This is a genomic window from Micromonospora sp. KLBMP9576, assembly GCF_050941805.1.
GTDB lineage: Bacteria > Actinomycetota > Actinomycetes > Mycobacteriales > Micromonosporaceae > Micromonospora.
Genome location: NZ_CP194567.1, coordinates 3350410 through 3370720, shown reverse-complemented (window position 1 = coordinate 3370720; position 20311 = coordinate 3350410). Strand labels below are relative to the sequence as shown.

The window sequence follows — 20311 nt, the reverse complement described above, 5'->3', positions numbered from 1 at the left end:
TCAGGAGGCGGCGTCCTCCCGGCAGCGGACCAGGAAGGAACGTTCGAAGACGATGACGGTCTCGCCGGTGGACTTGGCGCCGGTCGTCTCGACCGTGATGATGCCCTGTCCGGGCCTCGACCGGCTCAGTCGCCGGTCGAGGATCCGGCTGCTGGCGTAGAGCGTGTCCCCGACGAACACCGGCTCGCGCAGGCGGACCTTGTCCCAGCCCAGGTTGGCCACCGCCCGCGCCGACAGGGCCTGCACCGTCATGCCGCCGACCAGGCACAGCGTGATGCCGCTGTTGACCAGCACCCGACCGTACTCGCTGCCCGCGCCGTAGTGCGCGTCGAAGTGCAGCGGGTGCTGGTTCATGGTGAGCAGGGTCAGCCAGGTGTTGTCGGTCTCCGAGATGGTGCGGCCCGGCCAGTGCCGGATCACCATGCCGGGCTCGAAGTCCTCGTAGTCGCCGCCGTGCTCCTCGCGGTATTCGTTGCCCTGCACATGACGCAGTGTCATGACGACTCTCCCGGCTCGCTCGTGGACGGATCGACGGGTCCACGTCGGACGTGAATGTTAACGTATTTCGATCATCGTTCAGGAGATGCCGGCCCCGTCGAGCACGCTCGGCCGGCGGCCCCACGTGCGAGCCCGGGGAGCGTCAGATGACCGTGCGCGAGGGTGACGGCACCACGGGTGGCCCGACCGGGCATCCGTGGTTCGGAGACCAACGGCTGACCCCGGCCGCGCCGGCGGGGACGATCCGGGACATGCTGCGCCACGAGCTGCGGGACACCGGCTGGCCCCACCAGGCGTTGCTGCCCGTGGCGCCGATAGCCGTGCCGCGCGCGTCCTACGCCGGGCTCTTCCGGGTGGCCGCCGCGCTGGTCGACCTGCTGCGCCGCACCGCCCTCGAGACGGCACCCACCACGGCGGGCCGGCTGGCGGCCTACCGCATGCCGCAGAGCGAGCACCAGCTTTTCGTGCGGGACCCGTTCGTCGAGGAACGCTACCCGGACTGCGTCGTACGCCCGGACGTCGTCATCGGGCCCGCCGGGCCGCAGTTCCTCGAGTTCAACGTCAGCGGTGCGCTGGGCGGCGTGGTGGAGACGCACTGCCGCCTCGAGGTGTGGCGCCGGCTGCACGCCGACGCCGTGGGCCGGACCCCGTTCACCTCACCGGACCCGTTCGCCGTGCGCGCCGGGATGTACCGGTCGCTCTGCGCGGAACTCGGGGTGGCGCCGCGGGTGGCCATCGTCGGCAGCGCCCGCGTCGAGGGTGTACGCAGCCGCTACTTCCAGCTGGAGGCCGACTACCTCAACAACCACGGCCTCACGGCGCGGTTCTTCGAGCCGGAGGAGCTGCCGCAGGCGTGGGACTGCGCCCCGCACCTGCGCTACCCGGTCGGGCTGCGCAACTTCACCATCCCCGACTGGCTCGACGCGGGCCTCGACACCAGCTACGTGCAGGACGCGCTGGACAACGACTGCCTGCTCGTGGGCACCCAGACGTCGACCTTCATGCACAGCAAGCTGACCATGGGCCTGCTGTCGGAGGGCCGGCCGTGGATGAGCGCGGCCGATCGCGACCTCGTCGACGCGTACGTGCCGTGGACGCGGATCCTCTCGGACCGCCGGGCCGCCCGGGCGGGCCGCGAGGTGGAGCTGCTCCCGTTCGTCGTGGCGAACCGGGACCTGCTGGTGCTCAAGGCGGGCCTGGGGGAGAGCGGCAAGCAGGTGGTCATCGGCCGCGAGGTCGACCAGGCGACGTGGGAGTCCGCCGTCGGCGAGGCCGCCGCCGAGGGCACCAGCGTGGTGCAGGACTTCGTGGCCCCGAGGACGTGCCGGGTCGCGCTCGTCGCCGACGGCGACGACGAACCCCACGACGTCGAGGTCGCCCCGGTGATCGGGCCGCTGCTGTTCGGCGGGCGTCCCGCCGGCCTGTTCTGCCGCTACTACGGCGACGGCTCCGCCGGCATCGTCAGCATCCGGGGTGGCGAAAGCAGTTCCGACAACTGCATGGTGGCGGTCTGACCCACCGCCGCGTCGTGGCTCCCACGCGGCCGGCGTCGTCGCGGCAGGCGGCCCGGACCACGCCCGGCGACCGGCCCGGGCGGGGATCGCCGGCGGCCCCGCCGCCGGACGGCGTCGGTGTCGACGCGTCGTCCGGCGGCGGGGCCCGACCCGACCGGTCAGCGCACGGCGACCTGCTGGGCGAGTGCCGCGCCGCCGGCCTCGAAGGCGGCCAGCACGGAGGTGGGCCGGCCGCCGGTGGCCGGCACCAGGACGGTCACCGGGCGGCCGGGTCGCACCTGCACCGCACGTTCACCGAGGGAGCGGTCGCCGTCCCAGGTGTACAGGTACACCGTGCCCGCGCGGTCGGCCCGGACGCTCACCCGCACGCCACCGGGCACCTGCCGCTGGTCGGTCAACTTCAGCGCCCGCTCGGGCAGCCGGGTGACGGCGGCCGGAGCCACACCGTCCACCGCCGACTGGGCGATGGACTGCGGGCTGTGCACGCTGCGCGCGGCGGTGTCCGGGAAGACCGGTGCGCTGGGCTGCCGCTGGGCCGGGGCGAGACCGGGCAGGGTGACCAGGCCGTACCGGTACGGGTCGGCCCGCACGCCGGTGAAGGTGGACCAGCCCAGCCGCGACTGGGAGCTGAGGTCCTGGGTGTCCGAGTCGTACACCAGCACGTTGAAGCCCATCCGGGCCGGGTCGATCGCGTCGGGCAGCACCGAGAACGGGATGCGCGCCTCGATCGTGTAGCCCGCGTACGGCGCGGTGACCTTGCTGACCACCGTCATCCCCGGGGCGGTCGTGACGCCGGGTCCCTGCCGGTTGTCGGCGTCGCGTTGCCAGCACGGCGGGTCGCCGTTGGCGGGGTCGTCGGTGACCGGGAAGATGCCCGCCTTGAACACGGTGGAGGTGTCCGTCGAGTTCCCCTTCGGGTCGACGATGATCTCCACACTGTCGGTGCGCCGCTGCCGCTTGCAGTCCTGCGGCACCACCTTCTTGCCGAGCACGTCGTCGGTGACCTGTACGAACACCGTGAGGGCGTCCTCGGTGAAGGCGATGCGGCCCTTGGCGGAGGCGTCCTGCGCCGTGGTGGCCTGTCCCTCCCAGATGCGGGACAGGTCCAGTTCCTCGCCGGGGTACTCGCCGGGGGAGGCCACCCCGTCGACGGCGTGGCCGTTGCCGGCGCGCGGGACCTCGCTGGTCGGCACGATCTCCAGGGCGCCCGCCTCGACGGTGCTGCCGGTGCCGCTGGTGGTGGTGATGGTGATCCCGTGGTCGCCGCCGTCGCCGCCCTCGTTGGCGGTCGGCAGGCTGGCGTCGGCGGTGACGGTGAAGGTGACCGACCCGGTGGCGCCCGGCGCCAGCTCGGCGTAGCTCTTGGTGGCCGCGTCGGCGGTGAAGCCGGCCGGCAGGCCGAGGGCGACGGTGCCGCTCTGGGCGGTCCTGCCGTGGTTGCGCAGGTCCACCCGGACGGGCCGGCTCTGGCCGGAGCCGACGGTGAGCACCGGCTTGATCAGGGTGTCGAGCTGCGGGTAGCCGCTGTCGCCGGCCCAGGTGCGGAACAGCCCCACCTCGGGTAGGGGTTCCAGGGTGCCGCGCACGTCGGCGACCACCCGCACCGCCCGGTCGGTGCGACCGGTGCCCTGGCCGGTGGTCAGGGACGCGCCGACGAGGTGCTGGGCGTTGGTGTCGGCGCCGGCGGGGACGGTCACGGTGAAGGTGACGGTCCGCTCCTTGCCCGCCGGTACGGCACCGCGTACGACGCCGGAGCCGGTGGCGGTCCAGCCCTGCGGCAGTCGCAGGGCGACCCGGGGCGAGGTGAGCGCCCGGTTGCCCGGCGCGCGTACGTGCGCGGTGACCTCGACGCTCTGGCCGGGGGTGAGGTCGAACCGGTCGGCGCTCAGGTAGAGCTCGGTGCCCCGGGGCAGCCCGCCGGCGGCCGGGGGCAGCACGGAGCCGCGCAGGATCGCCTCGGGGGTGGTGTCCGCCGGGTCGTACGGCACGCGGCTGTCGACCAGGGTGTAGAAGTCGCAGCGGATCTTCGTCGGGTCGGTGGGGGCGGCGGCGGTGCCGGCCCAGCCCTGGGTGACGTAGTCGCGGCGGGCGTCCACCTCCACCTCGGCCCAGGTCCTGCCGGTGGCGCTGCGGGCGCCCTCCCAGACGCCGAACACCTGGTCGGTCGGGACGGTCGGGGTGAAGCCGGTGGCGCAGCCCGGCCCGGTGGAGGAGCTGCCGCTGCCGCCGGTACGCAGGAACTTGGCCGCCCGGAAGGGCTTGAGCCCCTCCCTGGTGACCTGCTCGGGGAAGGCCTGCGGGTCGGCGGCGGCGTGGAACGCCTCGGCGGCGAACCGGGCGGCCTGCTGGTGGTTGCCGTGGTTGCCGGGCGTGGGCGACGGGTTCATCGTCATGACGATCTCGGGCCGGGTCTGCCGGATCACCCGGACGATCTGGGCCAGGGTGTCGTCGTGGCCCCAGATCTGCTCGGACAGGGGCGCCGAGGCGGTGTACCAGAAGTCGACACGGTCGAGGTTGTAGAGGTTCTCCACGCCGGCGCGGCCGATCGCGGTGCGCTCCTCGCGCTCCCGGATGATGCCCAGCGGCGGGCCCTCCTCCAGCCCGACGGCGTTGCCGCCGCCCTCGCCCCGGGTGATGGTGACGACGCCGGCCTTGGCGCCGTGCTTCTCCTTCCACTGCCCGAGGGTGGCGAGGCTGCCGGCCTCGTCGTCGGGGTGGGCGCTGACGAAGAGGACGTCGAGGTCGACGGCGTCGGCGGGCCGGGGGCCGCCGGGGGCGGCCAGGGCGACGGCCGGTGTCCCGGACAGGGCCAGGGCGAGCGCCGTGGGTAGCAGGAATGCCTTGAGACGCATGCGGATCCTTTCGCTTGATGCGAGGTCCGGACGACGGATCGACGTCGGGCACGGGGGTGCCGACGTGTGGGTCGTGATCGGACGGTGCGGGGGTGGTGGGGGCACCGGGCACGACGGGGCACCGGCGTCACCGGGTACGCAGCGGCACGGAGATCCGTACACACTGGAAGGCCTTCGCCCGGTGACGCTAGGGACCGGCGCGGCGGCCCGTCAATGCTTTGCAAGGTCTTTCTTCTTTTGCGAAAGAAACTAACTCGCTGTCGGTGCGGGCGTTGCCGGCCGCGAGATCGACCGCCCGGATTCCCCGAGGGGACCGCCGGTGGCGGCGTTTCCGCTGCTCACGAGAGATCCCGCGAAGTAACGAGACGGTTTCGTTACTTGACTCAATAGTTCGTTCGCCGTAGGAAGGAAGTGTGACTGACGTGGTGACGCCACCAACGAGCCCGGTGAGCCGGGAGCGGTCGAAGGAGATCAAGCGGCTTTCCGTGATCTCCACCGCCCGCCAGGTGCGGGTGCTCTCCCGCGCCGAGCTGACCGAGCTCACCGGCCTGAGCCCCGCCACGCTCACCCCGCTCGTGCGCGAGCTGATCGCCGAGGGATACCTGCTCGAACGCGGCCCCGGCGCCTCCCGCACCGGCCGGCCGCGGGCGATGCTGGAGTTCAACCCCCGCGCCGAGCTGGTCGCGGCGGTCTCCCTGGAGCCGTCCCGGATAAGCTGCGAGATCGCCGACAGCGACGGCGCCGTGATCGCCCACCGCACGGTCCGGCTCGCCGGCGACATCGTCGACACCATCTGCCGCTTCGTGCCGGAACTTGCCGGCGACGGGCTGCCGGCGTTGCGCGGGGTGGCCATCGCCGCGCCCGGCGTCTCCACCGGCGGCGCCGTGCGCCTGGCCCCCTCGGTCGGCCTCGTCGAGGGCCGGCCGGTGGGGGAGTCGGTGCAACTCCGGCTCGGGGTGCCGGTGGTGGTGGACAACGACGTGAACCTGATGGCGGCCGGCGAGCACGCGGTGGGCGCGGGTAGCGACGTCGCCGACCTGCTGCTGCTGCACGTGGCCGACGGCATCGGCGCCGGCCTGGTGCTCGACGGCCAGGTCCGGCGGGGCTCCGGCGGGGCGGCCGGCGAGGTCGGCTTCCTGCCGCTCGACCCGGCCGACCGGGGCCACGACGGGATCGGCCCGTTCGAGGCCCGCTGGTCGGAGAACGCCATCGCCGAGCGGATGGTCGCACTGGCCCCCGGGCGGCGGCCGGAATCGCCCGTGGCCGACCTGGTGGCGCTGGCCGCCACCGACGAACGGGCCGCCGCGTACCTGGACGACGTGCTCGCCGCCTGGTCGCGGCTGATCGTCTCCTGCGTCTGCGTCGCCGATCCCGGGCGGGTACTGCTCAGCGGCGCCGCCACCCAGCTCGACGACGCCGCCGTCGACCGGCTCCAGGCGCTGGTCGCCGCCGCCGCGCCGAGCAGCACCGAGGTGCGCCGGGCGGTGCTCGGCGACCGGGCGGTGCTGCACGGGGCGGTCAGCTACGCCCTCTCGGCGGCAGCCGCCTCGATGCCCACCCTGCTGCCCAGCCCCTGACCACACACCACGCACACCGTAGTTCCCCCCACACCCCTCGGAGGTACCCCATGAGACGTCGACTTCTCCTCGCCGGTGCGCTCGCCACCGTGCTCGCCGCCGGCACCGCCTGCGGCGGCGGTGGCGACGACAGCACGGCAGGCGGCGCGAGCGCCGAGAAGCTGACCATCTACACGGCCCGCGACAAGAAGGTCTCCACCTACGTCGTGGACCAGTTCACCGCCAAGTACCCCGAGTACAAGGGCAAGGTCGAGATCCTCAACCTCGGTGCCCAGGAGATCCTGGAGCGGGTCCGGGCCGAGAAGGCCAACCCGCAGGCCGACGTCTGGTGGGGCGGCACCCAGCAGGGGCTCTCCGCCGGTGCCGGCGAGGACCTGCTGGCCTCCTGGCAGCCGGCGTTCGCCGGCAAGATGGACCCGAAGTACAAGGACGCCGAGGGCCGCTGGTTCGGGGAGATCCTGCTTCCCGAGGTCATCATGTACAACAACAAGGCGCTCACCCCGGAGCAGGCCCCGAAGGACTGGGACGACCTGCTGAAGCCGGAGTGGAAGGACAAGATCATTATCCGGGACGTGGCCGCGTCCGGCACGATGCGGTCGATCTACGCCTCGATGATCGTGCGGCAGTCCCCGGACGGCAGCAACCCGCAGCCCGGCTACGACTGGCTCAAGAAGCTCGACGCCAACACCGGCGCGTACGCGGCCAACCCGACCGACCTCTACCTGAAGCTCTCCCGCCAGCAGGGCACGCTCAGCGCCTGGAACCTGCAGGACGTCCTGTTGCAGGCCAACCAGTCGAACATGCCGTTCGGCTACGTGATGCCGGCCTCCGGCGCCCCGGTGCTGGTCGACGGCATCGCCGCGGTCAAGGGCGGCAACACCACCGGCGCGCAGAAGTTCATGGAGTTCCTCTTCGACGACAAGCTCCGCGCCGACCTGGCCAAGGACTACTACCAGATCCCGGCCGTGGACATCGCCGAGAAGCCGGAGTGGCTGGCCCAGCTCGGCCTGAAGCCGCTGGACGTCGACTGGGACGTCATCGGCAAGAACGAGACCGAGTGGATCAACCACTGGAACAGCCAGATCAAGAACAAGGGCTGACCGTCGGGCGCGGGGACGCCATCGTCCCCGCGCCCCCTCGCCCTGCCACGACCGACCAGGTCCGGTACCGCCTGAAGGAGAGGACCTCATGATCGATGTCACGCTGGAGTCGGTGAGCAAGCGCTTCGCGCGCGGCGGCGACACCGCGGCCGTGGACGACGTCGACATCACCATCGCCGCCGGGGAGTTCTTCACGCTGCTCGGACCGAGCGGCTGCGGCAAGACCACCACCCTGCGGATGGTGGCGGGGTTCTACTTCCCCACCTCGGGCCGGATCCGCTTCGGCGCCGAGGACGTCACCCGGCGCCCGCCGAACAAGCGCGACACCGGCATGGTGTTCCAGAACTACGCGCTCTTCCCGCACATGAGCGTCGCGCAGAACGTCGCGTACGGACTGAAGATCCGCAAGGTCGGCCGGGCCGATTCGCGACGGCGGGTCGAGGAGGCGCTCGGGCAGGTGCACCTCGCCGGCTACGGCGACCGGCGCATCGACGAGCTCTCCGGCGGCCAGCAGCAGCGCGTCGCCCTGGCCCGGGCGCTGGTGATCCGGCCCCGCACCCTGCTGCTCGACGAGCCGCTGTCCAACCTCGACGCCAAGCTGCGCGAGGAGACCCGGGTCGAGATCCGCCGCATCCAGCGCGAGGCCGGCACCACCTCCATCTACGTCACGCACGACCAGGCCGAGGCGATGGCCATGTCGGACCGGATCGCGGTCATGCAGTCCGGCCGGGTGCAGCAGATCGGCGCACCGCAGGAGATCTACCACCGCCCGGCGACCAGCTTCGTGGCCCGCTTCATCGGCCGCAGCAACGTGCTCAGCCTGCCGGTGCTCGCCGCCGCCGCGCAGAGCGTCACCGTGGGGCTGCCCGCCGGTGGCGAGATCACCGCGCCCGCCCCGACGGACCACGGCCTGCGCCAGGGCGACACCGCGCTGGTCTCCGTGCGCCCCGAACACCTCGGGCTGACCTCGGCCACCGAGTCGGGCGCGCTGCCCGGCCGGGTCACCGAGGTGGAGTTCACCGGCATGGCCACCAACCTCGTGGTCGACGTGGCCGGCGAGGCGGTGCAGGTCGCCGCGATCGACGTGCCGGCCGGGATCGCCGCCGGCGACCAGGTCGGGCTGCGGCTGAACCGGGAGCGGATGTGGGTGGTGCGCCCGTGAGCACCATCCCCGCCACCCCCGGCCCGGCCACCGTCGCCCCGGTCACCCGGGAACCGGCGCCGCCGCCCGGTCCGCGCCGCCGCCTCGCCGCCCGGTTCGCCGGCGGCACCGGCTCGCGCTGGTTCCCGTACGTCCTGGTCTTCCCGCTCGCCCTGATCCTCTTCGGGTACGTGGTGCAGCCGATGTTCGCCACCTTCGCCGAGAGCGTCGGTGTGGACGGGGTGGAGAACTACGGCAGCTTCCTCACCGGCGGCGGGGTCGCCCGGTCGTCCCTGGTCACCTCGTTGATCATCTCCGCGGCCAGCGTGCTGCTCTGCGGCGTCGTCGGCGTGGCGATGGCCTTCCTGCTCAAGCGCTTCTCGTTCCCCGGCCGCAAGCTGATCGAGGCGATCATCCTGGTGCCGGCGGCGCTGCCGCCGCTGATCGGGGCGATCTCGTTCCAGCTGCTCTACAGCGAGACCGGCATCCTGCCGCGCGGCCTGCAACAGCTCTTCGGCGCCGAGAACCCGGTGCTGCCGTTCAGCGGCATCGCCGGGGTGCTGATCGTGCACACCTTCACCATGTACCCGTACTTCTACCTGTCCGCCTCGGCCGCGCTGTCGGGAATGGACCCGTCGGTGGAGGAGGCGGCGTACAACCTGGGCGCCGGCCGGGTCCGGGTGTGGCGCACGGTCCTGCTGCCGATGCTCACCCCGGCGCTGGTCTCCGCCTCGCTGCTGGTGTTCATGACCTCGCTGGCGTCGTACACCGCCCCGCTGCTGTTCGGCGTGGACCAGACGATGACCATGCAGATCTACATCAACCGCACCAACGGCGACCTGCCGATGGCCTCCACGTACGCCTCGGTGCTCGGCGTGGTCTCGGTGCTGTTCCTGCTCGGCATGCGCTGGTACGAGGGGCGGCGCAGCTACCGCTCCCAGTCCAAGGGCGTCGCCGCGCACCGGCGCGAGATCACCAACCCACTCGGCAAGTGGCTCGCCCTGACCGCGTCGGTCCTGGCCACCGCCGTCCTGCTCGCCCCGGTGGCGACCATCGCCCTGGTCGCGTTCTCGGCGGACGGTTCCTGGACCACCGAGGTCATCCCGGCCGCGTACACCATGCAGAACTTCGTCACGATCTTCTCCGACCCGGCGGCGTTCCAGCCGATCCTCAACTCGCTGAAGATGAGCCTGATAGCGACCGTCGCCTGTGTCGTCGTCGGCGTGCTCATCGCGTACGCGGTGCGGCGGCTGGACTTCCGCGGCCGGGGCCTGCTGGACGTGGCGGTCATGCTGGCCTGGGCGCTGCCCGGCACGGTGGTGGCGATCAACCTGATCTCGGCGTTCAGCACGGGCAGCGCGTTCAGCTTCGGACAGGTGCTGATCGGCACGTTCTGGATCATGCCGCTGGCGTACTTCGTGCGGTTCCTGCCGCTGGTGTTCCGGTCCAGCTCGGCCACCCTGGCACAGATCGACCCGTCGCTGGAGGAGGCCGCGCGCAACCTGGGCGCGTCCTGGTGGCGGGCCTTCGGCACGGTCACCCTGCGGTTGATGCTGCCCGGCGTGGTGGCCGGCGCGCTGCTCGCCTTCGTGCACGGCGTCGGCGAGTTCGTCGCCTCGGTGCTCATCTACACCTCCGAGACCGCGCCGATCTCCGTCGAGATCAACAACCGGATGTACTCGTTCGAGATCGGCACCGCCGCCGCGTACGGCATGCTCCAGGTGGTCCTGATCTTCGTGGTGATGGTGGTCTCCGGTCGCCTGGACGGCGGCCGGCGCTCCAGTCGGGAGGCGGCCAAGTGGACGGCGTGAGCGCGGCCTGGCCGGCGGGCGGCGGGCTCGTCCCCGCCGCCCGGATCCCCGGCGGGGAACTCGCGGCCCTCGCCGCGGCGGCGGACTTCGCGGTGCTCCCGGTCGGCGCCGTCGAGTGGCACGGCCCGCACCTGCCGCTCGGCACCGACCTGATCCTCGCCGAGGGCTTCGCCGCCGAGAGCGCGCTCGGCGGCGACGGGGCGGTGCCGTCCGGCGGCACCCCGGACGGCACCGCGACCCCGACCGGCCCGCGCGGGGTGCTCTTCCCCGCCGTGCCGTACGCGGCCTGCCCCGGCCAGACCCGGCCCTGGCCGGGCACCGTGGCGATCCGGCCCGAGATCGCGGTCGGCTACCTCGCCGACGTGATCGAGGGGATCGTGGCCGCCGGGTTCCCCCGGCTGCTGATCGTCAACGGACACGACGCCAACATGTCCACCGTCCGGGCCGCCATGGAGTGGGTCTCCGGGCGGCGTACGGCCAGCCTGCTGCTGGTCAACTGGTTCCAGCTCGTCACCCCGGCGGAGACCACCGAGCTGTACGGGCCGCTGCCGGCGCGCGGGCACGGCGGCGCGTACGAGACCTCCGGGGTGCTCGGCTTCGACCCCGACGCGGTCCGCCTCGACGCGGTCGCCGACCTGCCGCCGAAGCCGAAACTGCCGGTGACGCACCCGTACGTGCTGGTGGAGTCCCGGCCCGACCCGTGGCAGGGCTGGTCCGGGCACATCTCGCTGGCCGACGAGGAGGCCGGCCGACGGGTCCGGCACCTGGCCGGGGCCCGGCTGCGCGAGGTCGTCGCCGCCTGGGTGGCCGCCCCGCCGCCCGCCCCGCCCACCGACGCCCCGCTGCCCACCGGCACGTCGCAGCCGACCGGGGCCCCGCAGCCGACCGACGGGTCACCGCCGACCGGGGCGTCGCGGCGGACCGACGTCCCGGCGGCGGGTGGGGCCGAGCCCGAGGAGGCACCGTGACCGTCGAGCGTGGACTGGCCGTCGTCGACTTCCACCTGCACTTTCGCATCGGCGCCGACGAGACGGTCAAGGCCTGCGAGCAGGCCGCCGGCATGCACCCCGGGGGCGAGCACGAACGCGCCGTACGGGCCGCCGGCTCCGCCGGACAGGCGCGGCGGTGGCGGCAGGCATGGGGTTTTCCCGACCCGGAGCCGCCCGCCGCGCGCTGGCAGGACGAGGCGGACCGCTGGGCCGAGGAACTGCGCGCGGTCGACGTGCACCGGGCGGTCTTCGTCACCGGGGGCGGCAACGACGCCGTCGCCGACGTGGTGGACCGCCACCCCGACCTGCTGCTCGGCTTCGCCCACCACGACCCGTACGGCGCCGGCGCGGCGGCCGAACTGGAACGCGCGGTCGTCGAGCGCGGCCTGCGCGGGTTGAAGCTCTTCGCCCCGCTGCTGCGCGGCCCGCTCGACGACGCGGCCCTCGATCCGCTCTGGGGCACCGCCCAGCGCCTCGGCGTGCCCGTGCTGATCCATATCGGACATTACGGCAGCGCGGGCGGCCTGTCCCACGGCCGCTTCGGGGGGCCGGACGAGCTGGCCCGGATGGCCCGCCGCTTCCCCGAGCTGGCCGTGGTGGTGCCGCACTTCGGCGTCCAGCACGTGCAGGATCTGCTCTTCGCCGCCTGGGGCTGCCCGAACATCCACGTCGACACCTCCGGGTCGAACCAGTGGGTGCGCTGGATGCCGTACAAACTGACGCTGGAGGAGCTGTTCCGGCGCTGCTACGAGACGATCGGCCCGCAGCGGATCGTGTTCGGCAGCGACTCGTCGTGGTTCCCGCGCGGTTACGTCACCCGCTACCTTGACGACCAGCTGCGGATCTGTCGTGAGCTGGGGCTGCCCGACGACCACCTACGCGCGATCTTCGCCGGGAACGCCGAGCGCCTGCTCGGCCTGCACCACTGACCGGCTGACGCCCGGGCGCGGCACGTGACGCCGCGCCCGGCACGGAAGGAAGTAGAGACCGTCATGAGCACACCCGCGCTGACCACCTACCAGCGGCACCACCTGCGGCCGACCTACGACCACCACGTCGGGTACCTCTTCCCGGCGATGGTGCGGGCCAGCCAGGCCCACGTGGTGATGCTGACCGAGCAGGGCCTGGTGCCCGCCGATCGGGGCGCCCGGCTGCTGCGCGGGCTGGCCGAGCTGCGCGCGGACGCCACCGCGGCCCCGGAGTTCGACGGCACCTTCGAGGACACCTACTACCTGATGGAGAAGCGGCTGGCGCAGGCGTGCGGCATCCCCACCTCGGAGCTCGACGTGCAGATGGCCCGCAGCCGCAACGACCTCGACGCCGGGGTGTTCCGGATGCTGCTGCGCGACCAGCTCCTCGGGGTCCTCGACCGGGTGCTCGCCGCCGGCACGACCGCGCTGGACTCGGCGCACCGGTACGCCGACGTGGTGATCACCGGCTACACCCACCGCCGGCCGGCGCAGCCCACCACCATCGGGCACGCCCTCGCCGGCTACGCCGAGGCCCTCGCCGGACAGGCCGTCGCCTACGCGGAGCTGATCGACGCCCTCAACACCTCGCCGCTGGGCTCCTGCGCCTTCGCCGGCACCGACCTGGACATCGCCCCCGCCCGGGTGGCCGAGCTGCTCGGCTTCGACGGCCTGGTCACCAACTCCTACGAGGCGGTGGCCGGCGCCGACCACCTCATGCGGGTCGGCACCCTCAACGCCCAGGCCCTCGCGACCGGCGCCCGGCTGGCCCGCACCCTGATGGACTGGCTGACCTGGCGCTGGGTGAGCACGCCCGGCGACTTCACCCAGGGCAGCAGCATCATGCCGCAGAAGCGCAACCCGGTGGTGCTGGAGCACCTGGTCTCGATGGCGGGCGCCACCGCCGCCGACGCCGCCAGCGTGCTCAACAACGTCGGTGCCGCCTGGTGGGAGGACTCCAACAACGCCACCACCGACGTGCAGGTGCGGCTCTGGGACAGCAACGACCGCACCGACCGGTTCTTCGCCCTGCTCGGCGGCTTCCTCGCCGAGATCGAGCCGCTGGAGCCGCCGTCGGCGGCCCAGATCGTGGCCTCCGGCGCCACCACCACCGCGGCGGCCGACGCGCTGTCCCGGCACGGGGTGCCGTTCAGGGCCGCCCACTCGGTCCTCGGTCGGCTGGTGCGGGGCGGAACGCCGGACACCTGGACACCGCAGACCGTCCGGGCGGCGGCCGAGGGAATCGCCGACGGGCTCGACGACCGCGCCGTGGCCGACCTGATCGCCGCCGCCGTACGCCCGGAGCTGGTGCTCGCGCGCGCCCAGGTCGACGGCCCCGGCGCGGACGCGGTGCGCGCCCAGGTGGCCGTGCTGCGCGGCACCTTCGACGCGGTCGCGGGCCGGCTGGCCGCCGTCCGCGACCGCCTCGCCGCCGCCGACGCCGCGCTGGACGCGGTCGCCGCGCAGGGGGCGGCCCGATGAGCGCGCCCGACGCGGCGGCCGGGGTCGTGGCGGTGGCCCGGTGAGCGTGCGGCTGGCCGGCCGGGCCACGCAGCCCGCGCCGCCGGCCGGTGCCGAGGGCGTGCTGCTCGGCATCGACTTCGGCGGCACCAAGATGGCGGTCGGGGTGGCCGACGGCGAGGGCCGGTTGTTGGCCCGCGAGCGTGTCCCGACGCACGCCGAGCGGGGCGCCCCGCAGGCCCTGGACCGGGCGTTGGAGCTGGCCGAGAAGCTGGTGGGGGAGCTGGGAGCGCCGGTCGCGGCGGCCGGCGTCGCCTCGCCCGGCGTGGTCCGCCGCGACGGCATCGACCTGGCCCCGAACGTCCCCGGCTGGGACGGGCTGCGCCTCGCCGACGCGGTCCGTGACCGGCTGGGGGTGCCGGTGGTGGCGGTCGACAACGACCTCAACGCCGCCGCCCTGGCCGAGCTTCGCCTCGGCGCGCTGCGCGATGTCGATCCCGGCCTGGTGGTGGGCATCGGCACCGGGGTGGCGGCGGCGGTCACGGTCCGCGGGGCGGTGCTGGCCGGGCACCACGGCGCGGCCGGCGAGATCGGGTACGCGGTGGCCGGTGGCCCGTGGCCGGGCACGATGCTGGAGCTGGGCTTCTCCGGCCGGGCGCTGGACCTGCTCGCCGACTCGCTCGGCATCTCGGGCGGGGCGCGGGGGCTGGCCGCCGCGGCGGAGCGGCCCGGCCCGGCCCGCGACGCGTTGACCGCCCGGGTGGACGAGCTGGCCCGGCACCTGGTGACCTGCTGTCTGCTGCTCGATCCGCAGCGGCTGGTGCTGGTGGGCGGGGTGGTCGGCAACGCGCTGATCCGCGGCCTGCTGGGGGAGCGGTTGGCGGCGGTCCTGCCGTACCCGCCGGAGGTGGTGTTGTCGCGCTTCGCCGACGACGCGGCGTTGCTCGGCGCGGTCATCCTCGCCCGCGAGGCGGTCCCCACTTCCCGCTGACGGTGCGCGCGCTCCCGCGCTGCAAGTATTTTCAGTCCCGAGGCCGGTGGTCCATCAAGGTCCGCCGGCTTCGTGGCATTTGCCAGCTACAACCGCCCCTCGGCTGTTGCTGCTTTCAATGTTGCCAGGAAATTTCGCAAACTTTTCTGCAAGCTATTGCAGAGTCTGTCAGCGATCGAGCATTGTGATTGCTACGCGGACGGCCGTCCCGCTTGTCAGTGCCTCTTCGTCCCCCGGAAGAAGGTCTCTCTGCCATGGCCCGATCGACACCGCCACCGCGGGTCCGCATGCCCCGCCTGCTCCTCGCCGCCGCCCTCGTCGCGTCCGGCGTCACCCCCGCCGTGGTCACCGCCGCCGCACCAGCCCGGGCCGCCGCGCCGGCCGCCGCCGCGCTCAACGACAGCGAGGTGACGGCCAACCTGTGGGAGTGGAACTGGAACTCCGTCTCCGCCGCCTGCACCGACCACCTCGGCCCCGCCGGTTACGGCGCGGTCCAGGTCGCCCCGCCGCAGGAATCCGTCAGCCTGCCCGACAGCGCCGACGGGGTGCACCCCTGGTACGAGGTGTACCAGCCGGTCTCCTACAAGCTGGAGAGCCGGTTCGGCAACCGGCAGCAGTTCGCCACCATGGTCACCGCCTGCCACGCCGCCGGCGTACGCGTCTACGTCGACGCGGTGGTCAACCACATGGCCGGCGTCAACAACCCGGCCGGCACCGTCGGCTACGCCGGCACCACCTTCACCGGCTACGACTACCCGGCCGTGCCGTACGGCTACGGCGACTTCCACCACGCCGGCGACAACTGCCCGACCGCCGGCGGCATCAACGACTGGAACAACGAGGCCCAGGTGACCAGCTGCGAGCTGCTGGCCCTGTCGGACCTCTACACCGAGAAGGAACAGGTCCGCGACAAGGTCGCCGCCTATCTCAACGACCTGATCGGCCTGGGCGTCGACGGGTTCCGCGTCGACGCCGTCAAGCACGTCAGGAAGGCGGACTTCGCGGCCATCCTCGGCAGGCTCGACAACACCGTCGCGGAGAACCGGCGCCCGTACGTCGCCCAGGAGATCTTCGACGGCGCCTCGAACGACGCCCTGAAGGCCCGCGCCTTCACCGGCAACGGCGACGTCCTCGACTTCGCGTACGCCAAGGGACTCAGGTCGAGCTTCCAGGGCTCGATCGCCAACCTCGCCAACGTCGGGAGCTGGAACCTCGACGCGCCCAGCGCCAACGTCTTCGCCATGGTCACCAACCACGACCTCGAACGCGACGGGGTGGTGCTGTCCTACAAGAACGGCACCGACTACACGCTGGCCAACTACTTCGCGCTGGCCTACCCGCACGGCAGGCCCTCGGTCTACGACAGCTTCACCTGGTCCAACCGCAACCAGTCGCCGCCGGCCACCGGCAGTGGCCACGTGACCGACGCCGCCTGCGGCGGAGAGTGGACCTGCCTGACCCGCTCCACCGGGATCAAGGGGATGGTCGGCTGGGCCAACACCGCCCGGGCCGTCAAGACCGTCTCGGACTTCACGGTCGTCAACAGCAACGTCGTCGGCTTCCGCCGCGGCGACCGCGGCTGGATCGGCATCAACGACTCCGCCGCCGCCAGCACCGCCCAGTTCGTCACCGGCCTCGCCGACGGCGCGTACTGCGACGTCATCTCCGGCGCGGCCACCGCCGCAGGCTGCACCGGCGCCACGGTCAGCGTGACCGGCGGCCGGGCCACCGTCACCATCCCCGCCAACGGCGCCGTCGCGCTGCACGCCAACGCCCGGGGCGGCCCGGCCGTCCGGGTCGCCACCACCTTCACCGCCACGGCCGCGCTGCCCGCCGACCGGACGCTGCACCTGGTGGGCGACACCCCCGCGCTCGGCAGCGGCCACCCGGCCGCCTCGGTGCCACTCACCCGCGCCGGCGACGGCACCTGGACCGCGACCGTCGACCTGCCGGCCGCCACCGCCGTCTCCTACCGCTACCTCGTCCGGAGTGGGACGACGGTGCTGGAGCAGGAGGCCGCGGGGCGCACCTTCACCACCCCGGCCGGCGGCACGGCGACCCGGACCGACACCTACGTGCCGGGACCGGTCGGCGACACCGTCGCCACCACCTTCACCGTCAGCGCCACCGTGACCGGCGGGCAGGAGGTCTACGTCGTCGGCGGCGTCCCGGCGCTGGGCGCCTGGGCGCCGGCGAACGCGGTGCGGCTGCCCGCCACCGGCGGGGTGTTCCGCGCGGTGGTGGACCTGCCCCGCTCCGCCACCGTGGAATACAAGTTCATCAAGAAGACCCCGGCCGGCGCCGTCGTCTGGGAGGCCGGCGCGAACCGCGCCCTGACCACCCCGGCCGGCGGCAGCTACACCGTCACCGGGACCTTCCGCGGCGACACCGCCGGCCCGGTCGCCACCGCGTTCCACGCCACCGCGACCACCTCCTTCGGCCAGAACGTGTACGTCGTCGGCAACCTCCCCGCCCTCGGCGGGTGGAACCCGGCGAACGCCGTCGCGCTCTCCCCGGGCGACTACCCGATCTGGCGGGCCACCGTCAGCCTGCCGCCCGGCGCCGCCGTCGAGTACAAGTACCTGAAGAAGAACCCCGACGGCTCCGTCACCTGGGAGTCCGGCGGCAACCGGAGCTTCACCACCCCGGCGGGCGGCACCGACACCCGCACCGACACCTGGCGCTGACCCGCCGGCGGCCGGCTCCCGCCCCGGGGGCCGGCCATCCGGGCCGCCGGGAGTCCCCGGTCGGCACGGGCGGTGGTCGGGCCGCGGTGGGGAAGTGTCGCAGGGCGCGGCTACCGTGCGGGCCATGACCGCCCCCGCAGACGTGCCGCCCGAGTTACTCGACCGCCTGCGGGCCATCTGCCGCGAACTGCCGGAGAGCTACGAGGAGCCGGCCTGGGTGGGCGTGCGCTGGCGGGTCCGCAAGCGCACCTTCGCCCACGTGCTCGCCGTCGACCCCGACCACCAGGCGGCCTATGCGCGGGCCGCCGCGACCGACGAGCCGACCTGCGTGCTGACGTTCCGCTCGCCCGCCGACGAGCTGCACGCCCTGATGGCCTCCGGGCACCCGTTCTTCAAGCCCGAGTGGGGCGCCGACGTGCTGGGGATGGCCCTCGACGAGGGTGTCGACTGGTCGGAGGTCGGCGAGCTGCTCACGGAGAGCTACTGCCTGCTCGCTCCGAAGAAGCTGGCCGCCCTGGTGACGGGGCCGGCGGAGCGTTCCTGACGGCCGGCGCGGGCCGCGTGGCGGCCGGTCGCGGCGGTGGTCTGCGCCGGCCGGTGCGCGCGGCTCACCGCCCGGCCCGGTCGGTGTCCTACGCCGCCGACGCGGTGCGCGGGGCCGGTCGGGTGTGTCGCGGCAGCACGGCGGTGGGCGGGTCGGTGCGGCTCTGTTCCGGTCCCGCCGCGTGCCCGGGCTCGGCGCGCGCCATGCGCAGTGCGCGCTGCGCGTTCTGCCAGGGCGGGCAGGGCCAGGCGAGGCGAGCGCAGAGCAGGTTGCGGCACCCGCCGTTGCCGTCCGGTTCGTGGGCGTCGGCCACGTCCAGGGCGAGCTTCCACAGCAACGGGTCGGTCACCTCGTCGGGACGGTCGACCTGGCGGTCGGACCGTTCGATACTTGTCTCGGACACGAGCTGGTCCCCCCTTTGAACGCAGGTGCGATCTTCACCTTCTCCAGTTTCCGCGCAGGTCAAACCTCGACGCCCTTGCAGGGTGCGCGGCCCCGGCGGCGGCGCCGGCCGGGTCGGGCCGCACGGCGGTGACCCTCCCGGCGGGTGTCGGCGTGGGCCGCGCAGCCAGTCACCCGTGCGCCCCGGAGCCCCGCAGGTCGAGAACGCCGACGGTCTCGCCACCGCTCTGCTCGCCGGTCGGCCGGAAGCCCAGCCTCAGGTAGAACCCCTGCGGCCCGTCCGTGCGGGGCGACCAGGTGACGTACGCGCGGGTGCCGCCGCGCGCGCGGATCTCGTCGGCCACCGCCTCAACGGCGAACCGACCGTAACCGCTGCCCTGGGCGTCGGCGGCGATGTTCAACCGCCAGAGGCCGGAGCGCAGGTCGTCGGCTTTGCGGTCGTGATCCCACGGGATGTCGAAGAAGGCCATCACGAAGCCGACCAGCCGGCTGCCGTCATAGATCAGCCTCGGCCAGGCGTGCTCCGGGAACACGTACGCCTCGGCGAGCGACCTGACCACCGGCTCGACCAGGTCCTCCTGGTCGGGGCGTACGGACAGCGCCAGCGCCGCCTGGTGGTTCCTCGGGGTGATCTTCTCCAGTCGCACGCTGCGGACGATAGCGGGCAGGCCTGGGCCCGGCCACTGGTTTGCGCGGCGGTCGGATGGCAGGACGGGTCCCCCGCCCATCGGCGGGGGACCCGTCCTGGCCCAGCTCGCGTGTTACACGCGGGTGATGCGGATAGCGTCGGCGATCACGAGGCCGGTGTTGCCGGACCACCGGCTGACACCCACCTTGTTGGCGTCCCCGGCGGCCAGGGTGAAGGTGCCCAGCGAGCGCCAGCCACCCCCGTTGGCGCTCTGGTTCACGTGGACCGTCTGGTTACCGCTGCTGGTCGCCACGATGTACGGCGTGGTGGTGTTGTAACCGGCCACGCCCGGGTACCAGGCCTCCACGCGGTAGGTGGCGGTGGCCGGGATGTTCACCTTGTACCAGGCGGTGTCGCTGGCCGCGACCGGGTCGGCGAACCGGTAGTCGGCGCCGTAGCGCTGCGCCGAGTACGACGAGGTGCCCCAGTTGGCGCTCGCGGTGAACCGGCCGGCGGTGGTGTTGTCGACGATGGTCGACCAGGACGTCGGCGGCGGCGGCGTGGTGCCGGTGACGAGCTGCATGTAGTAGGTCCAGTTCCAGTTCGGACCCGGGTCGGTGTGCGTGGCGCCCGGCACCTGGTTGTGACCGATGATGTTGTTGCGGGTCTTCGGGATGCCGTACTTGTCGCACAGGTACCGCGTCAGCGCGGCCGACGAGCGGTACATCGCGTCGGTGTACCAGGAGGCGTTGTTGACGTAGCCCTCGTGCTCCAGGCCGATCGACTGGGTGTTGTAGGTCCAGTTGCCGGCGTGCCAGGCGACGTCCTTGTCCCGCACCATCTGGGTCACCGCGCCGTCGGAGGAGCGGAGCAGGTAGTGGGCGCTGGTGCCGGCGGCGGCGTTCTGGAACCAGCTGATCGAGCCGGCGTAGCTGCCCTGCATGGTGTGGATGACGATGTAGTTGATCGGGTACGACGACTCGCGGCTGGAGGCCGTGTAGTTGGCGGAGTTGGCCGGCACCCAGGCCGCCGGGCCGTAGTCGGTGCTCTGGATGCCGATGTCGGCGGTGCCCAGGGGCGCCACGTCGGCGTAGTCGCCCCGCTGGGGCGCGACGGGACGGCCGTCCACGCTGACCTGGCCGCTGGCG

At 73.1% G+C, this 20311-nt stretch carries 16 protein-coding genes; 11 read left to right on the top strand and 5 right to left on the bottom strand.

Going from position 1 to position 20311, the window contains the following annotated elements; all coding sequences use genetic code 11:
• A complete protein-coding gene (locus tag ACQ452_RS15160; protein ID WP_433384585.1) occupies window positions 1-498 on the bottom strand; it encodes a MaoC family dehydratase in 498 nt (165 codons plus the stop codon).
• Window positions 499-644: 146 nt separating this feature from the next.
• Between ACQ452_RS15160 and ACQ452_RS15155 the strand changes: the two genes are divergently transcribed.
• Window positions 645-2012 (top strand): hypothetical protein, encoded by a 1368-nt coding sequence (locus ACQ452_RS15155; RefSeq protein ID WP_433384583.1) that lies wholly within the window; start codon window positions 645-647, stop codon window positions 2010-2012.
• 158 nt (window positions 2013-2170) lie between these two features.
• On the opposite strand, the gene ACQ452_RS15150 is transcribed toward ACQ452_RS15155, so the two are convergent.
• The gene (locus tag ACQ452_RS15150; protein ID WP_433384580.1) at window positions 2171-4864 is read right to left on the bottom strand and encodes a sugar-binding protein; all 2694 of its coding nucleotides are present in this window, start codon (window positions 4862-4864) and stop codon (window positions 2171-2173) included.
• A gap of 413 nt (window positions 4865-5277) precedes the next feature.
• Between ACQ452_RS15150 and ACQ452_RS15145 the strand changes: the two genes are divergently transcribed.
• The 10 genes from ACQ452_RS15145 (at window position 5278) to ACQ452_RS15100 (ending at window position 18133) form a co-directional block, all read left to right on the top strand.
• Window positions 5278-6441, top strand: a complete 1164-nt coding sequence (locus tag ACQ452_RS15145; RefSeq protein WP_433384577.1) for an ROK family protein — start codon at window positions 5278-5280, stop codon at window positions 6439-6441.
• 50 nt (window positions 6442-6491) lie between these two features.
• Window positions 6492-7541, top strand: coding sequence for an extracellular solute-binding protein (locus ACQ452_RS15140; protein ID WP_433384574.1), 1050 nt, complete (start codon window positions 6492-6494; stop codon window positions 7539-7541).
• Between the two features lie 88 nt (window positions 7542-7629).
• Window positions 7630-8703, top strand: coding sequence for an ABC transporter ATP-binding protein (locus ACQ452_RS15135; protein ID WP_433384572.1), 1074 nt, complete (start codon window positions 7630-7632; stop codon window positions 8701-8703).
• Window positions 8700-10493 carry an ABC transporter permease gene (locus ACQ452_RS15130; protein WP_433384569.1) on the top strand — a complete coding sequence of 598 codons (1794 nt, stop codon included), beginning with the start codon at window positions 8700-8702 and terminating at the stop codon, window positions 10491-10493. Before ACQ452_RS15135 ends, ACQ452_RS15130 begins: the two co-directional genes overlap by 4 nt.
• Window positions 10481-11461, top strand: a complete 981-nt coding sequence (locus ACQ452_RS15125; protein WP_433384566.1) for a creatininase family protein — start codon at window positions 10481-10483, stop codon at window positions 11459-11461. The genes ACQ452_RS15130 and ACQ452_RS15125 overlap by 13 nt, the downstream gene beginning before the upstream one ends.
• Window positions 11458-12411: an amidohydrolase family protein gene (locus ACQ452_RS15120; protein WP_433384563.1), complete on the top strand. Its 954-nt coding sequence runs from the start codon at window positions 11458-11460 to the stop codon at window positions 12409-12411. Before ACQ452_RS15125 ends, ACQ452_RS15120 begins: the two co-directional genes overlap by 4 nt.
• A 63-nt stretch (window positions 12412-12474) precedes the next feature.
• The gene (locus ACQ452_RS15115; protein WP_433384560.1) at window positions 12475-13932 is read left to right on the top strand and encodes an argininosuccinate lyase; all 1458 of its coding nucleotides are present in this window, start codon (window positions 12475-12477) and stop codon (window positions 13930-13932) included.
• 40 nt (window positions 13933-13972) lie between these two features.
• The gene (locus ACQ452_RS15110; protein ID WP_433384557.1) at window positions 13973-14902 is read left to right on the top strand and encodes an ROK family protein; all 930 of its coding nucleotides are present in this window, start codon (window positions 13973-13975) and stop codon (window positions 14900-14902) included.
• Between the two features lie 254 nt (window positions 14903-15156).
• On the top strand, window positions 15157-17589 hold the full coding sequence (locus tag ACQ452_RS15105; protein ID WP_433384554.1) for a carbohydrate-binding module family 20 domain-containing protein: 2433 nt from the start codon (window positions 15157-15159) through the stop codon (window positions 17587-17589).
• 124 nt (window positions 17590-17713) lie between these two features.
• Window positions 17714-18133: an MmcQ/YjbR family DNA-binding protein gene (locus tag ACQ452_RS15100; RefSeq protein WP_433384551.1), complete on the top strand. Its 420-nt coding sequence runs from the start codon at window positions 17714-17716 to the stop codon at window positions 18131-18133.
• 88 nt (window positions 18134-18221) lie between these two features.
• On the opposite strand, the gene ACQ452_RS15095 is transcribed toward ACQ452_RS15100, so the two are convergent.
• The 3 genes from ACQ452_RS15095 to ACQ452_RS15085 all read right to left on the bottom strand — a co-directional run bounded on the left by ACQ452_RS15095 (window position 18222) and on the right by ACQ452_RS15085 (window position 20247).
• Window positions 18222-18536 carry a hypothetical protein gene (locus ACQ452_RS15095; protein ID WP_433384548.1) on the bottom strand — a complete coding sequence of 105 codons (315 nt, stop codon included), beginning with the start codon at window positions 18534-18536 and terminating at the stop codon, window positions 18222-18224.
• 169 nt (window positions 18537-18705) lie between these two features.
• Window positions 18706-19182 (bottom strand): GNAT family N-acetyltransferase, encoded by a 477-nt coding sequence (locus tag ACQ452_RS15090; RefSeq protein ID WP_433384545.1) that lies wholly within the window; start codon window positions 19180-19182, stop codon window positions 18706-18708.
• A 114-nt stretch (window positions 19183-19296) separates the two neighbouring features.
• Window positions 19297-20247 (bottom strand): N-acetylmuramoyl-L-alanine amidase, encoded by a 951-nt coding sequence (locus ACQ452_RS15085; protein ID WP_433394157.1) that lies wholly within the window; start codon window positions 20245-20247, stop codon window positions 19297-19299.
• Window positions 20248-20311: the final 64 nt, after the last annotated feature.